The organism is Mucilaginibacter sp. JRF (assembly GCF_015223065.1).
Classification (GTDB): Bacteria; Bacteroidota; Bacteroidia; order Sphingobacteriales; family Sphingobacteriaceae; genus Mucilaginibacter.
Window position 1 is genome coordinate 214884 of the sequence record NZ_JADFBY010000004.1, and the last position, 17537, is coordinate 232420.

21 protein-coding genes are annotated in these 17537 nt (G+C 44.3%); 12 read left to right on the top strand and 9 right to left on the bottom strand.

Translation table 11 applies throughout. The features are described 5' to 3' along the window. Positions 1-36 precede the first annotated feature (36 nt). The gene (gene rfbA, locus IM792_RS12305; RefSeq protein ID WP_194102172.1) at positions 37-897 is read left to right on the top strand and encodes a glucose-1-phosphate thymidylyltransferase RfbA; all 861 of its coding nucleotides are present in this window, start codon (positions 37-39) and stop codon (positions 895-897) included. Positions 898-901: 4 nt separating this feature from the next. Here rfbA and IM792_RS12310 read toward each other — a convergent pair whose 3' ends face one another. Beyond that, positions 902-2578 carry a glycosyltransferase family 39 protein gene (locus IM792_RS12310; RefSeq protein WP_194102173.1) on the bottom strand — a complete coding sequence of 559 codons (1677 nt, stop codon included), beginning with the start codon at positions 2576-2578 and terminating at the stop codon, positions 902-904. A gap of 105 nt (positions 2579-2683) precedes the next feature. On the opposite strand from IM792_RS12310, the gene IM792_RS12315 reads away from it, so the two are divergent. Further along, positions 2684-3487, top strand: coding sequence for an alpha/beta fold hydrolase (locus IM792_RS12315; protein WP_194102174.1), 804 nt, complete (start codon positions 2684-2686; stop codon positions 3485-3487). Between the two features lie 3 nt (positions 3488-3490). Here the strand turns inward: IM792_RS12315 and IM792_RS12320 are convergent, their stop codons facing one another. The 5 genes from IM792_RS12320 to IM792_RS12340 all read right to left on the bottom strand — a co-directional run bounded on the left by IM792_RS12320 (position 3491) and on the right by IM792_RS12340 (position 6329). After that, on the bottom strand, positions 3491-3976 hold the full coding sequence (locus IM792_RS12320; RefSeq protein WP_194102175.1) for a hypothetical protein: 486 nt from the start codon (positions 3974-3976) through the stop codon (positions 3491-3493). Between the two features lie 53 nt (positions 3977-4029). Then, a complete protein-coding gene (locus IM792_RS12325; RefSeq protein WP_194102176.1) occupies positions 4030-5121 on the bottom strand; it encodes a DUF3810 domain-containing protein in 1092 nt (363 codons plus the stop codon). A gap of 86 nt (positions 5122-5207) precedes the next feature. Further along, on the bottom strand, positions 5208-5729 hold the full coding sequence (locus IM792_RS12330) for a DUF2911 domain-containing protein (protein WP_194102177.1): 522 nt from the start codon (positions 5727-5729) through the stop codon (positions 5208-5210). A gap of 110 nt (positions 5730-5839) precedes the next feature. After that, a complete protein-coding gene (locus tag IM792_RS12335) occupies positions 5840-6031 on the bottom strand; it encodes a hypothetical protein (protein WP_194102178.1) in 192 nt (63 codons plus the stop codon). A gap of 49 nt (positions 6032-6080) precedes the next feature. Continuing rightward, positions 6081-6329, bottom strand: coding sequence for a hypothetical protein (locus IM792_RS12340; protein WP_194102179.1), 249 nt, complete (start codon positions 6327-6329; stop codon positions 6081-6083). Positions 6330-6526: 197 nt separating this feature from the next. Between IM792_RS12340 and IM792_RS12345 the strand changes: the two genes are divergently transcribed. The 3 genes from IM792_RS12345 (at position 6527) to IM792_RS12355 (ending at position 9065) form a co-directional block, all read left to right on the top strand. Then, on the top strand, positions 6527-7546 hold the full coding sequence (locus IM792_RS12345; protein ID WP_194102180.1) for a fatty acid desaturase: 1020 nt from the start codon (positions 6527-6529) through the stop codon (positions 7544-7546). 100 nt (positions 7547-7646) lie between these two features. Further along, entirely contained in the window at positions 7647-8090 is a 444-nt protein-coding gene (locus tag IM792_RS12350; protein WP_194102181.1) for a hypothetical protein, read from the top strand. 69 nt (positions 8091-8159) lie between these two features. Further along, on the top strand, positions 8160-9065 hold the full coding sequence (locus IM792_RS12355; RefSeq protein WP_194102182.1) for a hypothetical protein: 906 nt from the start codon (positions 8160-8162) through the stop codon (positions 9063-9065). A 12-nt stretch (positions 9066-9077) separates the two neighbouring features. Here IM792_RS12355 and IM792_RS12360 read toward each other — a convergent pair whose 3' ends face one another. Then, positions 9078-9332 (bottom strand): hypothetical protein, encoded by a 255-nt coding sequence (locus IM792_RS12360; protein WP_194102183.1) that lies wholly within the window; start codon positions 9330-9332, stop codon positions 9078-9080. A gap of 195 nt (positions 9333-9527) precedes the next feature. On the opposite strand from IM792_RS12360, the gene IM792_RS12365 reads away from it, so the two are divergent. From IM792_RS12365 to IM792_RS12375, 3 genes are read left to right on the top strand one after another with little or no spacing between them, the layout of a single operon-like run. Further along, positions 9528-10334: an ABC transporter permease gene (locus IM792_RS12365; RefSeq protein ID WP_194102184.1), complete on the top strand. Its 807-nt coding sequence runs from the start codon at positions 9528-9530 to the stop codon at positions 10332-10334. A gap of 1 nt (position 10335) precedes the next feature. After that, positions 10336-11109 (top strand): ATP-binding cassette domain-containing protein, encoded by a 774-nt coding sequence (locus tag IM792_RS12370; protein ID WP_194102185.1) that lies wholly within the window; start codon positions 10336-10338, stop codon positions 11107-11109. A 15-nt stretch (positions 11110-11124) separates the two neighbouring features. Next, positions 11125-12120 carry an MlaD family protein gene (locus IM792_RS12375; RefSeq protein WP_194102186.1) on the top strand — a complete coding sequence of 332 codons (996 nt, stop codon included), beginning with the start codon at positions 11125-11127 and terminating at the stop codon, positions 12118-12120. An 81-nt stretch (positions 12121-12201) separates the two neighbouring features. On the opposite strand, the gene IM792_RS12380 is transcribed toward IM792_RS12375, so the two are convergent. Next, entirely contained in the window at positions 12202-12675 is a 474-nt protein-coding gene (locus IM792_RS12380; protein ID WP_194102187.1) for a hypothetical protein, read from the bottom strand. Positions 12676-13005: 330 nt separating this feature from the next. Here IM792_RS12380 and IM792_RS12385 point away from each other — a divergent pair, with 330 nt between their 5' ends. From IM792_RS12385 to IM792_RS12400, 4 genes are all read left to right on the top strand, one after another. Then, positions 13006-13473 (top strand): DUF4126 family protein, encoded by a 468-nt coding sequence (locus IM792_RS12385; RefSeq protein WP_194102188.1) that lies wholly within the window; start codon positions 13006-13008, stop codon positions 13471-13473. A gap of 46 nt (positions 13474-13519) precedes the next feature. Continuing rightward, positions 13520-14437 (top strand): DUF6263 family protein, encoded by a 918-nt coding sequence (locus IM792_RS12390; protein WP_194102189.1) that lies wholly within the window; start codon positions 13520-13522, stop codon positions 14435-14437. 80 nt (positions 14438-14517) lie between these two features. Then, on the top strand, positions 14518-15003 hold the full coding sequence (locus IM792_RS12395; protein WP_194102190.1) for a sigma-70 family RNA polymerase sigma factor: 486 nt from the start codon (positions 14518-14520) through the stop codon (positions 15001-15003). After that, a complete protein-coding gene (locus IM792_RS12400) occupies positions 14987-15478 on the top strand; it encodes a hypothetical protein (protein WP_194102191.1) in 492 nt (163 codons plus the stop codon). Before IM792_RS12395 ends, IM792_RS12400 begins: the two co-directional genes overlap by 17 nt. A 60-nt stretch (positions 15479-15538) precedes the next feature. Here IM792_RS12400 and IM792_RS12405 read toward each other — a convergent pair whose 3' ends face one another. Further along, positions 15539-17413, bottom strand: a complete 1875-nt coding sequence (locus tag IM792_RS12405) for an SPFH domain-containing protein (RefSeq protein ID WP_194102192.1) — start codon at positions 17411-17413, stop codon at positions 15539-15541. Positions 17414-17537: the final 124 nt, after the last annotated feature.

A 17537-nucleotide genomic window follows, 5' to 3' on the forward strand; every position in this document is an offset into this window, starting at 1 on the left:
TAAAAAACCGTTAACCAACACAAAACCATCGTACATATGAAAGGTATTATTTTAGCAGGCGGATCAGGCACCAGGCTATATCCTATTACCAAGGCCATCAGTAAACAGCTTATGCCTATTTATGATAAGCCGATGATCTACTACCCGCTTTCTGTTTTAATGCTGGCCGATATCAAGGAGATATTGATCATCACCACACCCGAAGATAATGAGAGCTTTAAACGCCTGCTGGGCGATGGTAGCGAGCTGGGTTGCCGCTTTGAGTACGCCGTTCAGGAAAAACCGAACGGACTGGCACAGGCATTTGTAATTGGTAAGGATTTTATTGGCGATGATAAAGCCGCCCTTATTTTGGGCGATAATATATTTTACGGTTCGGGCTTCAGCAAGCTGATACAAAGCTTTAACAATGTAGAGGGCGCGGCGGTATTCGCTTATCCGGTTGCTGACCCTGAGCGTTATGGTGTGGTGGAATTTGACAAGCAATTCAATGCGCTTTCTATCGAGGAAAAGCCGGAGAAACCAAAATCGAACTACGCGGTACCGGGTCTGTATTTTTACGATAACAGCGTTATAAATATAGCTGCTGATCTTGAGCCATCTCCACGCGGCGAGTACGAAATAACCGACGTAAACAAGGTTTACCTTGAACAAGGCACACTTAAAGTAGGTGTAATGGATCGTGGTACAGCATGGCTGGATACCGGTACTTTCGATTCACTAAGCGATGCTACCGAGTTTGTACGCGTAATTGAAAAACGCCAGGATACCAAAATAGGTTGTATTGAAGAAGTAGCTTACCGCATGGGCTTTATTGATGCCGAACAGTTAGGCGCTTTGGCACAACGCTACATAAAAAGCGGCTATGGCAAATACCTGCAAAAACTGCTTAGTTAAAATATTAATTCTTACCCTCAGCGGCTACCAAAACCAGTTGCATACGTGTTGTTTGATTGCTGCGTGTAGCCTTATTCAAAAAAGCGGGTTTAAGTCGTGTAATTGCATAACGCTCAAATATTTTGAGCGTTTTTGCTTTACGGCCGTTTAGTATGCCGGTTAGCGCATCAGCAGGCGCATATAGCATAAAGGAGTCAGTCGGCAATTTTGCTGAGCCATCGGCAGGTATGGTATTCATCGGCCTGTCCAGGTAAAACTCCATTGCGAAATTCACATCATCACCACTTTGCAGCAGGGGTATGTTAGCGGGTAATTTTTGTTCGCTTACATACATACCAGCTTCGCTGCCCGCCTGGTATTTAAGCACATCGGGATAGAAAACCCAGTTTAAATACAGGTTGACAATTATACAGGCTATAATACCGCGGTAGCCTACCCGCTCCTGCCATTCCGCACCTTTATTTACATACACCAATAAAAGCGTAAGCATTAACGTAAGTACTAACGTAACTACTAACGCATTATTAATGGATGGTTGATAAAAGTATTGCAGGGCAACTAAGACTATCAAAAGCAATGCTACAACTATCCATTGGGTAATATTGATGGCTTTTTTACTTTTTGCCGATTGGATGCCGCAAACATATTGCGCCGTGATAATAGCGAAGTACGGGAACACAATATTGATATAATGCGGCAATTGGAACTTTGAGGCCGAAAACATCAGGAAGGTAAGCATGGCTCCGCAGAGGTTAAACCACTCGGTCGACCGTGCATTTTTGCTGCCTTTTTTAATGAATTGAAATATGGCCGCGAACAATAATAACGACCATGGCAAAAATGCCCATAGCGTGGTATGCACAAAAAAGGAAGGATCGCCGCTACCTTTGATGGGCCCGGTATTAAAGAACCGCCCGAACTGACTATCCCAAAAAAAGAATTTTATGCCTGATACCCCTTGCTGGCCAAAAACTATCTTTTCAGGATGAGCATCAAACTGTTGGTACAGGCAATATACCTCGGGCAACATAAAAACAAATACCAGCACCGCCGCCAGCAACCAGCGCAGGTTAAATAACTGTTTCCACTGTTTGGTAATGATAAGGTGCCCGGCTATGGCGCCGCCAATGGTGATGAGGGCGAATATCCCCTTGGTCATAACCGCGCAACCGGCAAACAGGCAGGCTATCAGCAAATGCCAAAACGAGGGTTTGGTGTACGATCGGTAGAAATGATAAGTAGCGGCAATGATCAACCCGGTAAGGTAAGGCTCGGCACGAACATCGTTATCTGAGAGGACGATGTGCTGGGCCGTCAGCAATATCAATACCGACCAAATGGCTACCTGTTTATTATACAAACTCTTAGCAAACAGCCAGGTATACAGCGCCCCCATCAGCATAAATACAATGCCCGATAGCTTGTAGGCCCAGGTGTTTATACCGAATATCTTAAAGAAAAAGGCAGCCGCCCAAAACGGGAAATGCGGTTTATCCAGCCAGTCGGTACCGCGAACGTAAATGTTCACATAATCATTACGCAGCACCATGGTTTTGGCAATGGTGGCATACAGGGTAGCATCGGGGTTCATGAGCGGCACAAACAACCCGCTAAAGTTAATGGCTACCGCTAAGCCTAAAAATAAGTAAAGCCACTTGTTAAGTGCCGTTGTTTGGGGCATAGTATAAACGCTTGCGGGTAAATATAAACAGATTTTTTACGATACACCGATTATGCAGGCTTTGATTTAACCCCGGCATTTACATAACTTGACCACCTTATATATATGAACAAACTTTTAAAAACCCTTACCTGGCTGGCGGGTATTGCCGCGGCACTTTACATAGCGGTGTGTTGTTATTTTTATTTTGAGCAGGATAGCCTCATCTTCCACGAAGCTAAACTTTCACACAACCATAAATTCAGCTTTGCTTATCCATTTAAGGAGTATAGTATTAAGAGCGGTAACGATACCCTGAGCGGTGTATTATTTAAAGCCGATAGCGCTAAGGGTTTAATCTTCTTTCTGCATGGCAACGCGGGTAATGCTGATGATTGGGGCGATATCACTCCCGAACATACGGCTATGGGTTACGATATGTTTGTTTTGGATTATCCCGGTTTTGGTAAAAGCACGGGGCACATCAGCAGTGAGGCAGATTTGCTGCAAGCCGTGCAAACTGCTTATGATACCTTGAAGAATGCGTATCAGGGTCGGCGCATTATTATCATGGGCTTTTCGATAGGTACCGGGCCTGCCGCGTGGTTAGCGGCTAATAATAAACCGGATAAGCTGGTATTGTTGGCGCCGTACTATAGTTTTATTGATCTGGCTAAGAATTTATACCCATTCCTGCCCTCGTTCATCTCGAAGTATCAGCTGAATACTTACAGCTATATCGAAAAGGTTAAAGCACCGATTGTTATTTTTCATGGCGATGCGGATGGGCGCATCTATTATCAATCGTCATTAAAACTAAAACAGCATTTTAAACCGGGCGACCGGCTTATCATCCTGAAAGGCCAAAGGCATAACGGCATTGATAAAAATGAGGAATATATAAAGCGGCTACCCGCCACGCTGAACTAAGCGTTAATAAACGCCCACAAACTCCTTTTGCTTTACGCTTACGGAGCCGGTGCCTTTACCTCGCCCAACGTTAATAATGATGTGGTACAGATCGTCATCAAACATAAAGATGTTGTTGCCCGCATCCATACCGGTAAAGCTCAACTTAAAGTTTGATTGCTTTGCCTGGCTTATCATATTCAATAAAAACTTGCGGCTGTTGGTGGCGTAGTAAACATTGCGCAGCAGCAAGCCGTTATCCAGCTTTTGGCCATCGCCAATAATTACGGTTTCGCGTTTGGTGGTATCAGTAAGGCCTTTGTAGTTTTCAACCTGTTTGCCATTTATCTTTTGGATATAATCGCGTTTAAATTTGCGCGATAGCACCAGGTAATCGTGCGCTTCGCCATTGCTTAGCTGGGCAAGGTTGGTAAGGTCATTAAGGGTTATGCTTTGCGCCTGCACGTATCCGCAGGTAAAAAGCATCATGATAAGGAGCAATCTCTTCATTTCAACATTAAACTCCCTCAAATATAATCAATTATTAAACAGCTGCAATAAACCTATCGGTGGGTGTACAATTGCTTTTTATACCAGGCCATAGCCAGGTTTATCATTTGGTTATAGGTAAGCAGCCCCTGCGGCTGATTATTCACTTTTAAAAACTTATCATAAAATATGCTGCTGATGGCATCCAGCTTGCCCTCATAGTACTGCCAGTATTCGCGTTCGGCTTTCAAATCGGCCATTACATTTTTGCTGATGCGTTTTTTAAACAGCTTGAACGAGGTGGTATCGGCAGCTCGCAAGGCGTACATAAACTCCTCCATACCTGTATAATAGGCCGAGTAGCGCAGCAATTTATCTTTTGATTTAATACCCGCTAAAAATCCCGCGAAGTTAGCTTCATCCTCCGGCCCGAAACCTACCTGGTGCGAAAGCTCGTGACAAGCCACAAAGGGGCGCATATAAACCGGCATCTGGTAATTAATTTGCGCCTCGCCGGTAAATGGGTTGTAGTAGCCCGACGTACCCAGATAGTTAATTACAAAGGTTAACATGGCCGGTTTTACCCCCGGGTTAAAGGTTTTAAATTGCGATGATGAGTCGGACAGGTTTTTAAGTGCCTGCTGTGCCGAGTTGTAAATACTATCGTTAGGCCTGGCCATATCCGCTGCCGAAAGTTTTTGACGGGTTTGGTTGGCGCTGTCAATTAACACAAGGGTAACCGCTTTCAGATCGGTAAGCGTATAGGCGGTATCCGTAAGGCCGAGGCGTACACTGGCCGGCGGACGAAAATAGTTCAATCCCCAAAACAAATAAAATACAACCACCCCTATCTGTATGCCAATAACAAGACGCAATGAACTGTAAACGGCTTGTTTAAAGCGTTTTTTAAAAAGATGCCTTATAATATTAAAAACCACATAGGCCAGTAATAGTGATACGGCTATGTATACCAAATCGCCAATACTGAATGGCAGCCAGTTAAATAGCGAATGCAGCACCAGGGCAACACCTTGGTAAAGGCCCTGGGAATAATACTGTTCAACCGCCTGCGGATGATCAGCAAACACCATGAGCAGATAAATGGCAAGCCCCAGCGTAAAAACTATGATCAGTAATTTTATAAGAGGCGAATTAGGTTTAAACATTAGCCGTAAATATACATAACAGGAGTAATGCTGCAACAAAAAAGCCCCTGCAAATGCAGAGGCTTAACAAAAATATTTTGATCAGCTTATTTTACTGATACCGGTACGGTTAATTCATCCCAGCTTAGGGTGAAACCTTTAGGGTTAACGGCGTAAACTAAACGCTCGCTTTTAGCAGCGGCTTTTGTTGGTTTAACGGTTACACGCAGTGCATCCTGCGCTTGCTCGTATTTATAAGCGCCCCATTGTTTGGCCACTTTGTTAAATACAACTGTCCACTCGCCCTCGGCAGGGATAGTGAAAAAGCTGTAAGTACCAGCAGGCAGGCTTTTACCTTCAACCTTGATGGCTTTATCGGTAGTAAAAACGGTAGCCTCGTTAGCACCCGCGCGCCATACCTGGCCGTAAGGTACAAGTGAACCCCAAATTTTACGATCCTTTACCGATGGGCTGCCATAGTTAATTGAGATTTGGGCTTTACCGGCTTTGCCGCTTACGCTATCGCGCGGGCTGGCAACGGGTTTAGCATCCTGCGCATTGGTAGTAATTGAAAAGAACATGGCCATCAGCATAACTGCCAATGCCTTTAATTTTAATGCTTTGTTCATGGTGGTATTTCAAATTAGTTACTGCAAAGGTAATTAACGGTTTGGTTTGGCAAATTGTATAACCAAATAAATACACAACCAACAGTATGATGTGTACGTTCGGGGGCAGGTTAGTTATCGTCGCGCACTTCTTCCCAATAAATGGTATTAAGCAACAGGCCATTGTTTGATGCTACCTGGGCTTTCACCTTTTCAAGTTCAATGTTGATCTGTTCGGGAGTGAGGTTACTGCTCAGCGAGTAATGGAATATACAATAACCGGTACCGCTATTAATGAATTTATAGTGTTTGTCGGTTTTCATACTTGCCTGAATTGGTTATAGTTACAACACCACAGGCACCAAATGGTTTTTAGCGTTTGCGCAGTTGCCTGAATGAGCTTGCGGTTAGGGTAAGCTGGTCAACCCCTATTTGTTCGGGCGCGTTAAATTGTTGCATAACCAGGTCAGCAGATATTTTTATGGTGCCGCCGGTGGTTTTAACGTTAACAATGCCGCTGCGCAATGTGTGTCCTTTATAATCTCCTATTTGTTTGTTAATTCCTGATAATCGCATTAATATTTCAACAATGGCATAGGCTGGTAGCGTAGTGTTCGGCATAATGCAAATGTAACATGGATGTTAAGCATACATTAATTAACATTATGCTACAAGTTAGCTATTTGTTAACATTAAAATAACCTTGAAGCTGAAAAATCGCCATTTTAACAAGTTTTTAAATTTTTTAACAAAAAGAATAATTGTAAAGCCTTATACCGATTGTGAAATATCAACGTTATCCCTATATTTACAAATACATGACAAAAAAAACTGACTTCGTTTATTCTGAGTATTCGGAACCACACCGCATACGTACAAAAAAGATATTAAAGGAACACCCGGAGGTGCGCCATCTTATTGGTAGAAATCCAAAGACTATTTTTGCCATAATAGGCTTAGTGCTTTTTCAGGTAGTTGTAGCGTGGCTGGTTCGCGATCAGGCATGGTGGGTAATTGCTGGCGCGGCCTATTTATTAGGCGCTTTTGCCGATCACTCTTTGTTTGTAATGATACACGAGTGCGCACACCACTTACTATTTAAAAACAAAAAACTTAACCGCTGGGCGGGCATGGTGGCCAATATGCCGCAAATATTCCCGAGCTCGGTATCGTTTGAGCGTTACCATATTAAACACCACTCGTTTCAGGGTATACATGAGTTGGATGCCGATCTGCCTAACCGTTGGGAAGCCCGTTTGATCAATAACTCATTTTTGGGTAAAGCCATCTGGCTGCTTTTCTTCCCGGTATTCCAGGTATTCCGTATATCAAGATTAAAGGAGATCCAGAATTTCGACTCGTGGATTGTGGCCAACGTATTGGTACAGGTTGCCTTTACCGCCGCAATATGGTATTTTATGGGCGGAGCCGCGGTTGGTTATCTATTCCTGAGCTTTATGTTCTCGGTAGGTTTGCATCCGCTTGGCGCACGCTGGATACAGGAGCATTACCTAACCCATAACGAGGAGCAGGAAACTTACAGCTATTACGGCCGTTTAAATACCGTATCATTCAACGTGGGTTTCCATAATGAGCATCACGATTTTCCATCAATACCATGGAACCGCCTGCCACAAATAAAAAAGACCGCGCCTGTTTATTATGATACTTTGATATCACATAAATCATGGACGGTATTATTCTTCCGCTTTTTGTTTGATAAGGAGATATCTCTGTTCAGCCGCATAGTTCGTAAAGACAGAGGCAAAGTGCCACTGAAAGATCAATCGCGCCCGGATGCGGAAATTCAAATAGAAAAACCCGCCGCTGTGGTTTAAAAATATCGATCCCCTCCCATTTACGGAGGGGATTTTTTATTGAATAAAGCCTTGCATCGTACTAATTTTAATTGCATATTTGCTAATAAAATTAGCAAATATGATAACTTTAAGCGTGCATGAGCGAGTGATGGTGTTTAGCCGGTACATAGGGCAATTGGTTGTTATAAACAGCTTATTAAGTAACGAACGCAATGTTATAGGGAGCCTGCAAGGCGTACGCAACAATGCCTTATTAATAGAGATTGAAGGCGTTAACCGCTGGGTTCCCCTGTCTGACGATATATTGCTTAACGATATTAAACTTTTGTTGAAGCCTTTAAAAAAGCTCACCCAAAAAATTATTGATACCGCAAACAGCCTGCCCGTGCAGGCCTTTATTACCCCCTACTATCAGCAGTTGGGTTTTGATATGCCGGTATTCATCGCCCCTAACAGCAACCACAATTGCAAGTATGTGTACGAGCTTGGCCTGGCCGATTATCGTACGTTTGATGAGATTGAGCAGGATAATGAGGAACAAGCCGTCGTTGTATCACACTGATTGCAACAAGACATCGCATTAATTAAAAACTTAACAATAAATATTTACTTTGCCTGTTAAATACTCAAAATGAGCAGGCAAAAAAAGTTAGGTGCGCTATTAGTTATTGTTGTTATAGTTTTCTTTTCGGCGTATGGCTGGCACCGTTACCTGCGTTCAAAATTTGAGATAGCCGGCCGATTGCAGGTTATTCAAACTGCCGAAACATCGGGCATAACAGCATCAGCCATAAACAAAAACACCTACTATGTACATAATGATAGCGGCGATACCAGTCGCTTTTTTGGTATAAACGCGCAGGGCAAAATACTATCATTTGTATACTATAACTGGCAGCACAACCACTCCAGGGGCGGGCACGATTGTGAGGACATATCCACCGGCCCCGGGCCTGTAAAAGGTGCCAGCTATATTTACATTGCCGATATTGGCGATAATTATTCGGGCAGGCCGTTTGTAAGTATATATCGCATAAAAGATAAGCCCGAATTTTCAACACAAAGAAAGGTGCACGCCAAAGCCACAGCGCTCAATATGATCTATCCGGACGGGCCCAAGGATGCCGAGGCCATGATGGTTGACCCTGTTGATCGCCTGATTTATATAGTAAGCAAACGCCGCGACAGCGTTGGCGTTTACACCACCCCGTTAGATTTTAAGGCAAACGATACCGTAAAGCTTACCAAACGTTGTAAATTATTTTTCCCGGGGATCAAGCCTTTAAAATGGATCACTGCTGCCGATATTTCAAAGGATGGCCAGCAGGTGCTGGTAAAAAATTACCAAAAGGTATTTTACTGGAAACGTAAACCCGGCGAAGCCATTTGGCAAACCCTGCAGCGCGCCCCGATAGACCTCCCCTATCAGCAGGAAAAACTGGGCGAGGCCATAGGCTTTACCTCCGACGGCAGGAATTACCTTACCACCAGCGAGGGTCTATACGTACCCATCTATCGTTATAAAGTTCCGAATTAGATCTGAGCGGGCTTAGTCAGCATCAGGATTGATGATGTAGTCAAAGGTTTCGTGCCCGTTGTGGAATACAAATTTGAGGCGCTCCTTGGGTTCGTCAATATCAAGCGTTAGGCCGGCAATAGTACCGGGTATATTATCGCGTATCAATTTCAGGTCGGTTACGTTGGGCATGTTAATGTGGATGGCATCATCTGTTTCTTCAACCGTCCACCCCTGCAAATTTGCCCGTTGCAATATCTCCATCCATTTTTGTTTGTAAATGCCCATCTCAAATATTCCTTTTTATATAAAAGCATTAAAATCAGCCTAAAGTTTTTAAAGTCAGGTCATTTTTTAGTTACACATACGGTAATCTAAATGTCAGTAAAGTTTAAAATTAATCGCTATAAACAATATGGTATCTAATTTGTAAGGTATGGGTTACATATTTATAAGGCATAAATAATACCTTTGCGCGCATTAATGGATACAACAAGTACAACACCTCCGCAACACAAACCAGGCTCAAAGCTCCGGAAACGCGTTGCCGACTTTTTTGTTGATCTGTACCGCATTGGCGGCTTCACAGCACGTTTCTTCAAAGAAGCATTTGTAGCACCATTTGAGCTGAACGAGCTTATACGCCAGTGCTACCAGGTAGGCGTACGTTCGTTACCGCTTATATCATTAACAGGCTTTATTATCGGTATAATATTTACCAAGCAATCAAGGCCATCGTTAATGAATTTTGGCGCTACCTCATGGCTGCCATCGCTGGTATCAATCGCTATATTAAAGGCTTTGGCGCCAATGGTTACGGCCATCATCGCATCGGGCAAGGTAGGCTCAGGTATTGGTGCCGAGCTTGGCTCCATGCGTGTTACCGAGCAGATTGACGCCATGGAAGTATCGGGCACAAACCCTTTTAAATACCTGGTTTGCACACGTGTACTGGCAACAACGCTTACCATACCCCTGCTGGCAACTTACACCGCTTTAATAGCCCTGTTGGGTGCTTACCTTAACATCAGCGCTAACGAGGGCATTAGCTACAGCGCGTTTATAGGTGAGGTTTTTGAGCCGATAGATTTTATCGACATCAACCAATCGTTAGCTAAAGCCATCGTGTTTGGTTTTACTATCGGCTTGGTTGGCTGCTACCAGGGCTACCACTCAAACAAAGGTACCGAGGGCGTAGGTAAGGCCGCTAACAACGCGGTGGTTATAGCCATGTTTTTGGTATTTATTGAGGAGATACTGATCGTTCAAATAACCGGCTGGTTCAGGTAATATGGAAAAGGCAAAATCACATATCGACTATAACAACGCGGTTATCAGCATCAGGGAACTCCAAAAATCATTTGGTGATTACCATGTACTGCGCGGTATAGATCTTGACATATTTCAGGGTGAGAACCTGGTGGTGCTTGGCCGTTCGGGTACAGGCAAATCGGTATTGATAAAACTAATATCGGGCCTGTTACGCCCCGATGAAGGCAGCATTAACGTACTGGCTAATGATGTGCTTACCTTAACTGATAAGGAGTTACAGCAACTACGCATACGCATAGGCTTCTCATTTCAAAACAGTGCATTGTACGATAGTATGACCGTGCGCAAGAACCTGGAGTTCCCGCTGGTGCGTAACCGTAAGGGCATTACCCGCAAGGAGATAAACAAGGCGGTTGAAGAAGTGCTTGACGGCGTTGGTCTGTCGCAAGCCATTAACCAAATGCCGTCTGAACTTTCGGGCGGGCAGCGTAAGCGGATAGGTATAGCACGTACGCTGATACTGAACCCCGAGATAATGATGTATGACGAGCCCACCGCGGGCCTCGACCCGATAACCTGTATCGAGATCAATGACCTGATCAACGAGGTGCAGCAGCGTTATCATACTTCATCTATCATTATTACGCACGACCTTACCTGCGCCAAAAGCACAGGCGACCGTATAGCCATGTTGCTCGACGGTCAGTTTCAGCGCGTTGGATCGTTTGACGAGATTTTTGAAACAAATGATGCCCGTGTGAAACCTTTTTATGATTATAACTTTATTCAATAAAAACATACCATAACAATGGATGCTTCGGAAAGAAAAAACGCGATAATAGTGGGCATATTTATTGCCCTGGGTACTATAATATTTGTAGTTGGAGTGCTTACTTTGGGTAGCTCATCAAAAACATTTGTTAAGAGTATACACATACGCTCAACCTTTACTGATGTGGCCGGTTTAAAAAAAGGCAGCAACATTTGGTTCTCAGGCGTTAAGATAGGTACCGTTAAAGAGATCGCCTTTAGCAACAACTCGCAGGTTGAGGTAGTAATGTCATTAGACGAAGGTGTACAGCCTTACATTCACCGTAACACCCAGGCCAAAATAGGTTCGGACGGTTTGATCGGTAACAAGATCATCGTACTGGATGGCGGTAGTCCGCAGGCCCCGGTTATTGAGGATGGCGACAGGATACAATCAGAAAAGATGCTATCCACCGACGAGATGATGGGTACTTTGCAGGAGAATAACCGCAACCTGTTATCTATCACTAAAGATTTTAAACAACTAAGCAGCCAGATACTGCAAGGTAAAGGTACTGTTGGCGCTTTATTGGCTGATAGCACTATGGCAGTACAATTACGCAAGGCCATGCAAAACCTGCAAGCTACTACAGAAAGTGCATCGCGCATGGCGGTACAGTTGGATAATTTTAGCCAAAAGATGAACACCAAAGGCGGCTTTGCTGATAAACTGCTGACCGATACCGCTACCTTCGGGCAGATAAAACAATCAGTAGCGCAATTGCAGCAAACCGCGGCTAATGCCAGCATGTTGACTGATAACCTGAACAAGGCATCATCAAAATTAAATACTACCGACAATGCGCTGGGTATTTTACTTAACGACCGTAAAACAGCCGTTAAAATGCAAAACACCCTCGATCAGCTGGAAGAAAGCTCAGTAAAACTGAATGACGATCTTGAGGCCGTACAGCATAACTTTTTGCTGAGGGGCTTTTTCAAAAAACGCGAACGCGCCCGTCAGGATAGTTTGAAAAAAGCGAATGGTAAATAATAACACCGCATATAAACAGAAAGCTCCACCCATTCAGGTGGAGCTTTCTTGTTGGATGTTGTTTGGTTAATAAAGGCTTGGTCAGGCTATCTGTCGTTTTTGATCAAGATTATACACATGCTGCGATGATTTGAGCATCACATCCATTTTGCCAACCAGCTGGCCGGCATGATCCAGGTTATCTTCAAGGGTTTCTATTTCCTTATTGATGATGCTGACAGAGCGTTTGCTATCAAATACCTTCACCAACAAATCGTAATTAGCATTTAAAAAGTGCGATAGTTTAAGGAATATTGAGTGTTTATCTTTTAATAACACTTCGCTCTCATCAATAACATCGGTTATGGCGGGCTCTGTTAGTACTGATTTTTTTCGTAGCGCTACAAACCTGATGAGCCTGGCGTAGGCAATGGCTATCTTTTTTAAAATGGTTTGCATCTCCTCATCGTCCGATTTGATTGCATAACAGTTACTGTACTTATAATAGTGATTAAATATCCAGTTGGCACTATGTATACAAGCTTTGTACCTGTTATAAATAAAATTTGTTTTCATAGTAAGATGTTTGACCAGGTAATTCCAAACACGCTGCCATAAAACCAGATACCTTAAATTATACAACCTTAAATTGTGCATTTATTCCGTTAGGTTTTATTAGTCAGCTGATGCAATGATTTTGTTACTGTTTGAAATTTCTTTAAAGGAAGATATTTACTAATTATTAATTTCAGGAAATATGATCTCACTAACCTGTTTACTTTTTGGGACAAATTTCACACAAACGGGTCAACTCATTCTCACATACAAACTATAGTTAGGTTTGGTATTCGAGTTTTTAGGTAAACCTATAAGCATATAAAGCGTTGTGTATTCAAACATTACACGATGCAAAACTACCTGAAACAAATAATAGGCATTGGTATAATTGCCGGTATGCGCGCCATGATGGCCCCGGCGGCTACGGCTACCTATCTATCGCATCAACCTAAAAATGATGATGATGGTAAGGCCATTGATTTAGCAAGATCACCGGTGGGTGTTAAGGTATTGCAGGTACTATCTGCCGGTGAGTTAGTGGGCGATAAGTTACCTGCCGCCCCTAACCGTACAGGCTTTGCCGGAGTGATTGGCCGGGTAGTGAACGGGGCATTATCGGCGGCGGCTATCAGTAAGGTAAATAGAAAGGATGTAATTACCGGAGCGCTTATTGGCGGTGGGGCGGCGCTGGCATCAACCTATGCCTGCTTTTATTTACGCAGATACATCAGCAGCAAGCCACATGTAAAGGATTACGTTGTAGGCGCCACCGAGGATGCTTTGGCCATATCGCTCGCCCGGCTGATATTTAAATAAATTGTATCTTCACTCGCCCCGGCCCTTGCAGGCAGGGCTAACGCGCATGAAAAAACTTTTAGGCACCGTCTTGTTATTGCTTTGTACAGTTGCTGCCATCGGGCAAAAACTAAAGCCTGCGCTAAATCTTGCAAAAGACGGCACCTACTCGCTGCTCATTAAACAAACTACAACCACCACCCAAACCATCAGGCAACGCCCGTTGGAAACAACTTTGATATTAGCGGCTAAGGTGAGCTTTACGGTGACCGATGTAAAAGATACCCTGTATACCATAAGCGCCAAATACGACAGTGTTAACCTGCAAATGGATCTGCCGAATGGCACGCTGCAATTCAGCTCGGAACGGGTAGATTCTGCTAATTTGTACTCGAAGGCATTGGCTCAGCTAAAAGGCAAGAGTTTTCAGTTTACACAATCGCGATCGGGCAGGGTTATAGCCATTGATCAGGCTGATGAAAACCTGGCGAATGTAACCAATAACCTTAAGGCCGATACGGCACAGCGCGAACAAACCTTTAAACAATTGCAGGCATCATTAGGTGATGATGCTTTTAGGGCGATCATCGAAAAGGTATTTTTGATCTACCCATCATCAGCCATAAATAAAACTGAGAAATGGACCATCGGCAGCCAGATACCCGGTGAACCGGCGCTTGCATTGCGTAATTTTTACTTTATTAAGAGTGTTTTAACTGCGGATATTACTATTCAGGGTAATGGTACGGCGGTATCCATCGCCCGGGCTGATACAGCAAAACTTAACGGTATGCCGGTTGAACGCAGCATGGCGGGCAACATCAATTCGGTAATAACCATCAATAAAAAAACAGGCCTGCCCAAAACGGCCGAGATCACCCAAAACCTAAAAGGGAATATTATAATTGCCGATAATATTAAGCTACCGGGAGGCCTTGTTATACCAATAGTTACAAATTCCAACCTAAAGGTTAATACACCTTAAAAGAATAATAAATTGATTTTCTTTATTTTAAAGTAAAAAATTCTGATATTTGAAATGCTTTACAGACCCCCATATATCATTTGAACACGCGTTTACAAAATTTAGCAGACACACCCCTGCAAGCTAAAGTACAGGACGTACAATTTATATATGACCGCTACGCAGGCATGCTGTTAGGTTACATATATGATGTTGTGAAAGATCGTACGCTGGCAGAGCAGTATCTTAATGATACTTTTACAACAGTGGCCCTACTGGCCGATGAACTGACCAAATCAGAAGAAAACATTTATCGTAAATTGCAGCTGATAGCCCGCGGTAAGCTTTCATCGTATTTTAATACAATGCAGCAATGCGACATCAGCGAAACGGTAAAGCATCGCCCAAACAAATACCTGAACAGTATGAGCGAACGCCAGCTACAGGTTTTTTGCGGTGTACATTACCACGGTAAAAAAATCAACACCATTGCCGCCGAAATGAATGAGCCGGAGGATGTGGTGAAGAAACTATTGAAGGAAGCATTTTTAATCATAAGAAAGAGTAACGATGCAAGAGTATATTAACAGCGGCATACTTGAGGCCTATGTTTTAGGCTGCGCTTCGGAACAAGAGGTACAGGAGGTGTTGGGCGTGAAAGAAAGACATCCCGAGGTTAAGAGTGCCCTGCTCGCGCTTGAGGAGGATATGGAAAGGCTGGCCGGATCAATGGCTATTGAACCGCCTGCCCACCTTTGGCCAAAAATTGCCGACGAGATAAACGAGATAACCTTGCGCGAAACACGCCAGCCGAGTATCTATCGTGAGCAACCCAACTATAAACAACCCGAAACTGATAACAAACCGCAGTATATTGATATAGAATCAGAAGCTACGCACATGCGCATACACAAGGCATGGCGCTGGGTTTTTGCTGCCGTGTTTGTATTAGGTAAGATATTTTTAGGCTTCGCCATTTACTATTACCTGGAGAACAGGCAAATGAACGAACAGATGAACGAGCTCAAAACCGAACTGAAACAATTAAAAACTACAAAATGAAAAAGCGCCCTTACGGGCGCTTTTTGTTTGATGTGATAAGGGTTTTAGGTAAGGTATCGTTTATTCGGCCGCGGATGCGGCGTTCTCTTTCTGTAGTTTTTTGAGCATCTCGTTGCCTATCAAGGCATCTATCATTCCGCCAGAGCCACCATCCTTGCCGCTCACCAAAATCTCAGGCACCAGTTTAATATTGTTGCTGGCTAATGCTTCGGCTACACGTACTACGGCATATTGCTCGGTACCCATGGCTTCGGTTTTTTGCTTGGTAACTTCGGCCTCGGCCAAACCTATGGCCTTGATCTTGCCAGCCTCGGCAGTACCGTTAACTTCGGTAGCGTTGGCATCGGCTGCGGCATTCACGGTTTTTACTTCGGCATCCGCTTTGGCGTTGATGGTTTTCACCTCGGCATCGGCCTTGGCGTTAATGGTTTTTGATTCGGCCTCACCTTTGGCGGCCGCCACCTTTGATGCCGCCATCTGCGTATTGATCTCCACCTGCCGGGTTGATTTTACTACCTCGGGTTGCATATCGGCACCGGCCTTGGCGCTTTCAAATTCCTTACGCTCAATTTGGGCGTGGCGCTGTATCTCATAGGTCACCTTTTCCTGCTCGGCTATCTTACGGTCGGTAAGGGTTTTCATCAGCGCGGCGGGCGGCACTATGTCGCCGATCAGGGTATCTACCCCTACCACATTGTAGCCGGCTAATACGGTGCTTATATGATCCTTAGCATCATTTTGCCTTTGTATACGGTTAGCCAGAAAGCCGATAACATCACTACGCTGCGCCGAGTTGCGGAAGTAGTTGGCAATGGTAGGCTCCAATACCTGCGATACCAGGTTCTTCATCTTACCGAAACGGGCAATAACCTTTGGCGCCTCGTTACGCGGCACGTGGATGATCTGCGATACATCAAGGTTGAACGTAAACCCATCGGACGAGCGGACGGTTATGGTACACAGGTTCTTATCCAGCTCGTGCGCCTCGGTACGGCTATCGGCCCAGTTGAGTACAATGTTGGTGGTAGGCACAATCTCAACCGCGTGGGTGTAAATATTCACGGGGTGCTTACCTGGGTCGAGCGGTTCTTCCCAAACACCTTTCTCATTGCGTTTTACTATGTTACCGTGCTTAAAGCTGTCGCCGCTTGTATCCTTTCCTTCGGGGCCAACGAAGGAGTTTACCACGCCTACGTAACCTATCGGTATATAAACCATATCCACCTGCTCAACACTTACAAACCAGGGGTTAAGGTAATAGGTACCTGAAAGGATCACGTCCTCCTGCAAACCCTTGCGCCCACCGGCGTTAATAAATGCTATCGGGTCCTGATAGTTTTTATGCCCGTGTACTGATTCGCCCGCTATTTCGCCTTTGTCCAGCGGCTCGCCATCCAGCGTGGTAATGATGCCCACCTTGTTATCATTAATGTGGGTAATAGGCACGGTTTGTATCTCAAACAAAAAAGTATTGATACGATAACTACCCGGCGTAAGGAATGCCGCCTGCGGGCCTTTTTGCCCGTTATTATCCAAAAAAGCGATGGCATCCTGAAACTTATCACAATCAACAGGTTTACCCAGCACCCGGCCGGTATCTAATGATGCACCATCCTTCGCCTTAACCAGACCAAGCTTATCCTGCTCAATAATGGTGAACGGAGCCATGATCACCTCGTACTGCCATGGCCATAAGCGCCAGTATAAACCGGGGGCAAGCGCTTTGGCCTGCATACCGGCCTCGCCATGGGTAGCGATAATGCGCCCGTCGGGCATACGCTTGCTGTTGTTTAGAGTAAACTTTTTAATAACTAAACCAATACGGTCATCAGGCACGATAACCATTCCACAGAAAACCCTGAGCACAAATTTGTACATAACAAGGGCTACTACGATGGGCACAACCCACCACAGGTTAATAAATAAACCAGACATTTTTTTTATGAATTTTAGAATGATAAGCCCATAAGGTTGGGGCCTTTTTGAAAAGCTTACAGCTTTATTTTCAAAACCTTAGCTGTATAGCTGTTTAGGATTTGAGTAGAGTTACGGTCGCATT

Excerpts from the sequence above, each read along its gene's own strand:
- IM792_RS12370 (WP_194102185.1), top strand. The coding sequence starts at position 10,336 with ATGGAAAAGGCAAAATCACATATCGACTATAACAACGCGGTTATCAGC.
- IM792_RS12350 (WP_194102181.1), top strand. The coding sequence starts at position 7,647 with ATGATAACTTTAAGCGTGCATGAGCGAGTGATGGTGTTTAGCCGGTAC.
- IM792_RS12380 (WP_194102187.1), bottom strand. The coding sequence starts at position 12,675 with ATGAAAACAAATTTTATTTATAACAGGTACAAAGCTTGTATACATAGT.
- IM792_RS12405 (WP_194102192.1), bottom strand. The coding sequence starts at position 17,413 with ATGTCTGGTTTATTTATTAACCTGTGGTGGGTTGTGCCCATCGTAGTA.
- IM792_RS12335 (WP_194102178.1), bottom strand. The coding sequence starts at position 6,031 with ATGAAAACCGACAAACACTATAAATTCATTAATAGCGGTACCGGTTAT.
- IM792_RS12325 (WP_194102176.1), bottom strand. The coding sequence starts at position 5,121 with ATGTTTAAACCTAATTCGCCTCTTATAAAATTACTGATCATAGTTTTT.
- IM792_RS12375 (WP_194102186.1), top strand. The coding sequence starts at position 11,125 with ATGGATGCTTCGGAAAGAAAAAACGCGATAATAGTGGGCATATTTATT.
- IM792_RS12365 (WP_194102184.1), top strand. The coding sequence starts at position 9,528 with ATGGATACAACAAGTACAACACCTCCGCAACACAAACCAGGCTCAAAG.
- IM792_RS12310 (WP_194102173.1), bottom strand. The coding sequence starts at position 2,578 with ATGCCCCAAACAACGGCACTTAACAAGTGGCTTTACTTATTTTTAGGC.
- IM792_RS12340 (WP_194102179.1), bottom strand. The coding sequence starts at position 6,329 with ATGCCGAACACTACGCTACCAGCCTATGCCATTGTTGAAATATTAATG.
- IM792_RS12355 (WP_194102182.1), top strand. The coding sequence starts at position 8,160 with ATGAGCAGGCAAAAAAAGTTAGGTGCGCTATTAGTTATTGTTGTTATA.
- IM792_RS12320 (WP_194102175.1), bottom strand. The coding sequence starts at position 3,976 with ATGAAGAGATTGCTCCTTATCATGATGCTTTTTACCTGCGGATACGTG.
- IM792_RS12385 (WP_194102188.1), top strand. The coding sequence starts at position 13,006 with ATGCAAAACTACCTGAAACAAATAATAGGCATTGGTATAATTGCCGGT.
- IM792_RS12360 (WP_194102183.1), bottom strand. The coding sequence starts at position 9,332 with ATGGGCATTTACAAACAAAAATGGATGGAGATATTGCAACGGGCAAAT.
- IM792_RS12345 (WP_194102180.1), top strand. The coding sequence starts at position 6,527 with ATGACAAAAAAAACTGACTTCGTTTATTCTGAGTATTCGGAACCACAC.
- IM792_RS12330 (WP_194102177.1), bottom strand. The coding sequence starts at position 5,729 with ATGAACAAAGCATTAAAATTAAAGGCATTGGCAGTTATGCTGATGGCC.
- rfbA (WP_194102172.1), top strand. The coding sequence starts at position 37 with ATGAAAGGTATTATTTTAGCAGGCGGATCAGGCACCAGGCTATATCCT.
- IM792_RS12315 (WP_194102174.1), top strand. The coding sequence starts at position 2,684 with ATGAACAAACTTTTAAAAACCCTTACCTGGCTGGCGGGTATTGCCGCG.
- IM792_RS12400 (WP_194102191.1), top strand. The coding sequence starts at position 14,987 with ATGCAAGAGTATATTAACAGCGGCATACTTGAGGCCTATGTTTTAGGC.
- IM792_RS12390 (WP_194102189.1), top strand. The coding sequence starts at position 13,520 with ATGAAAAAACTTTTAGGCACCGTCTTGTTATTGCTTTGTACAGTTGCT.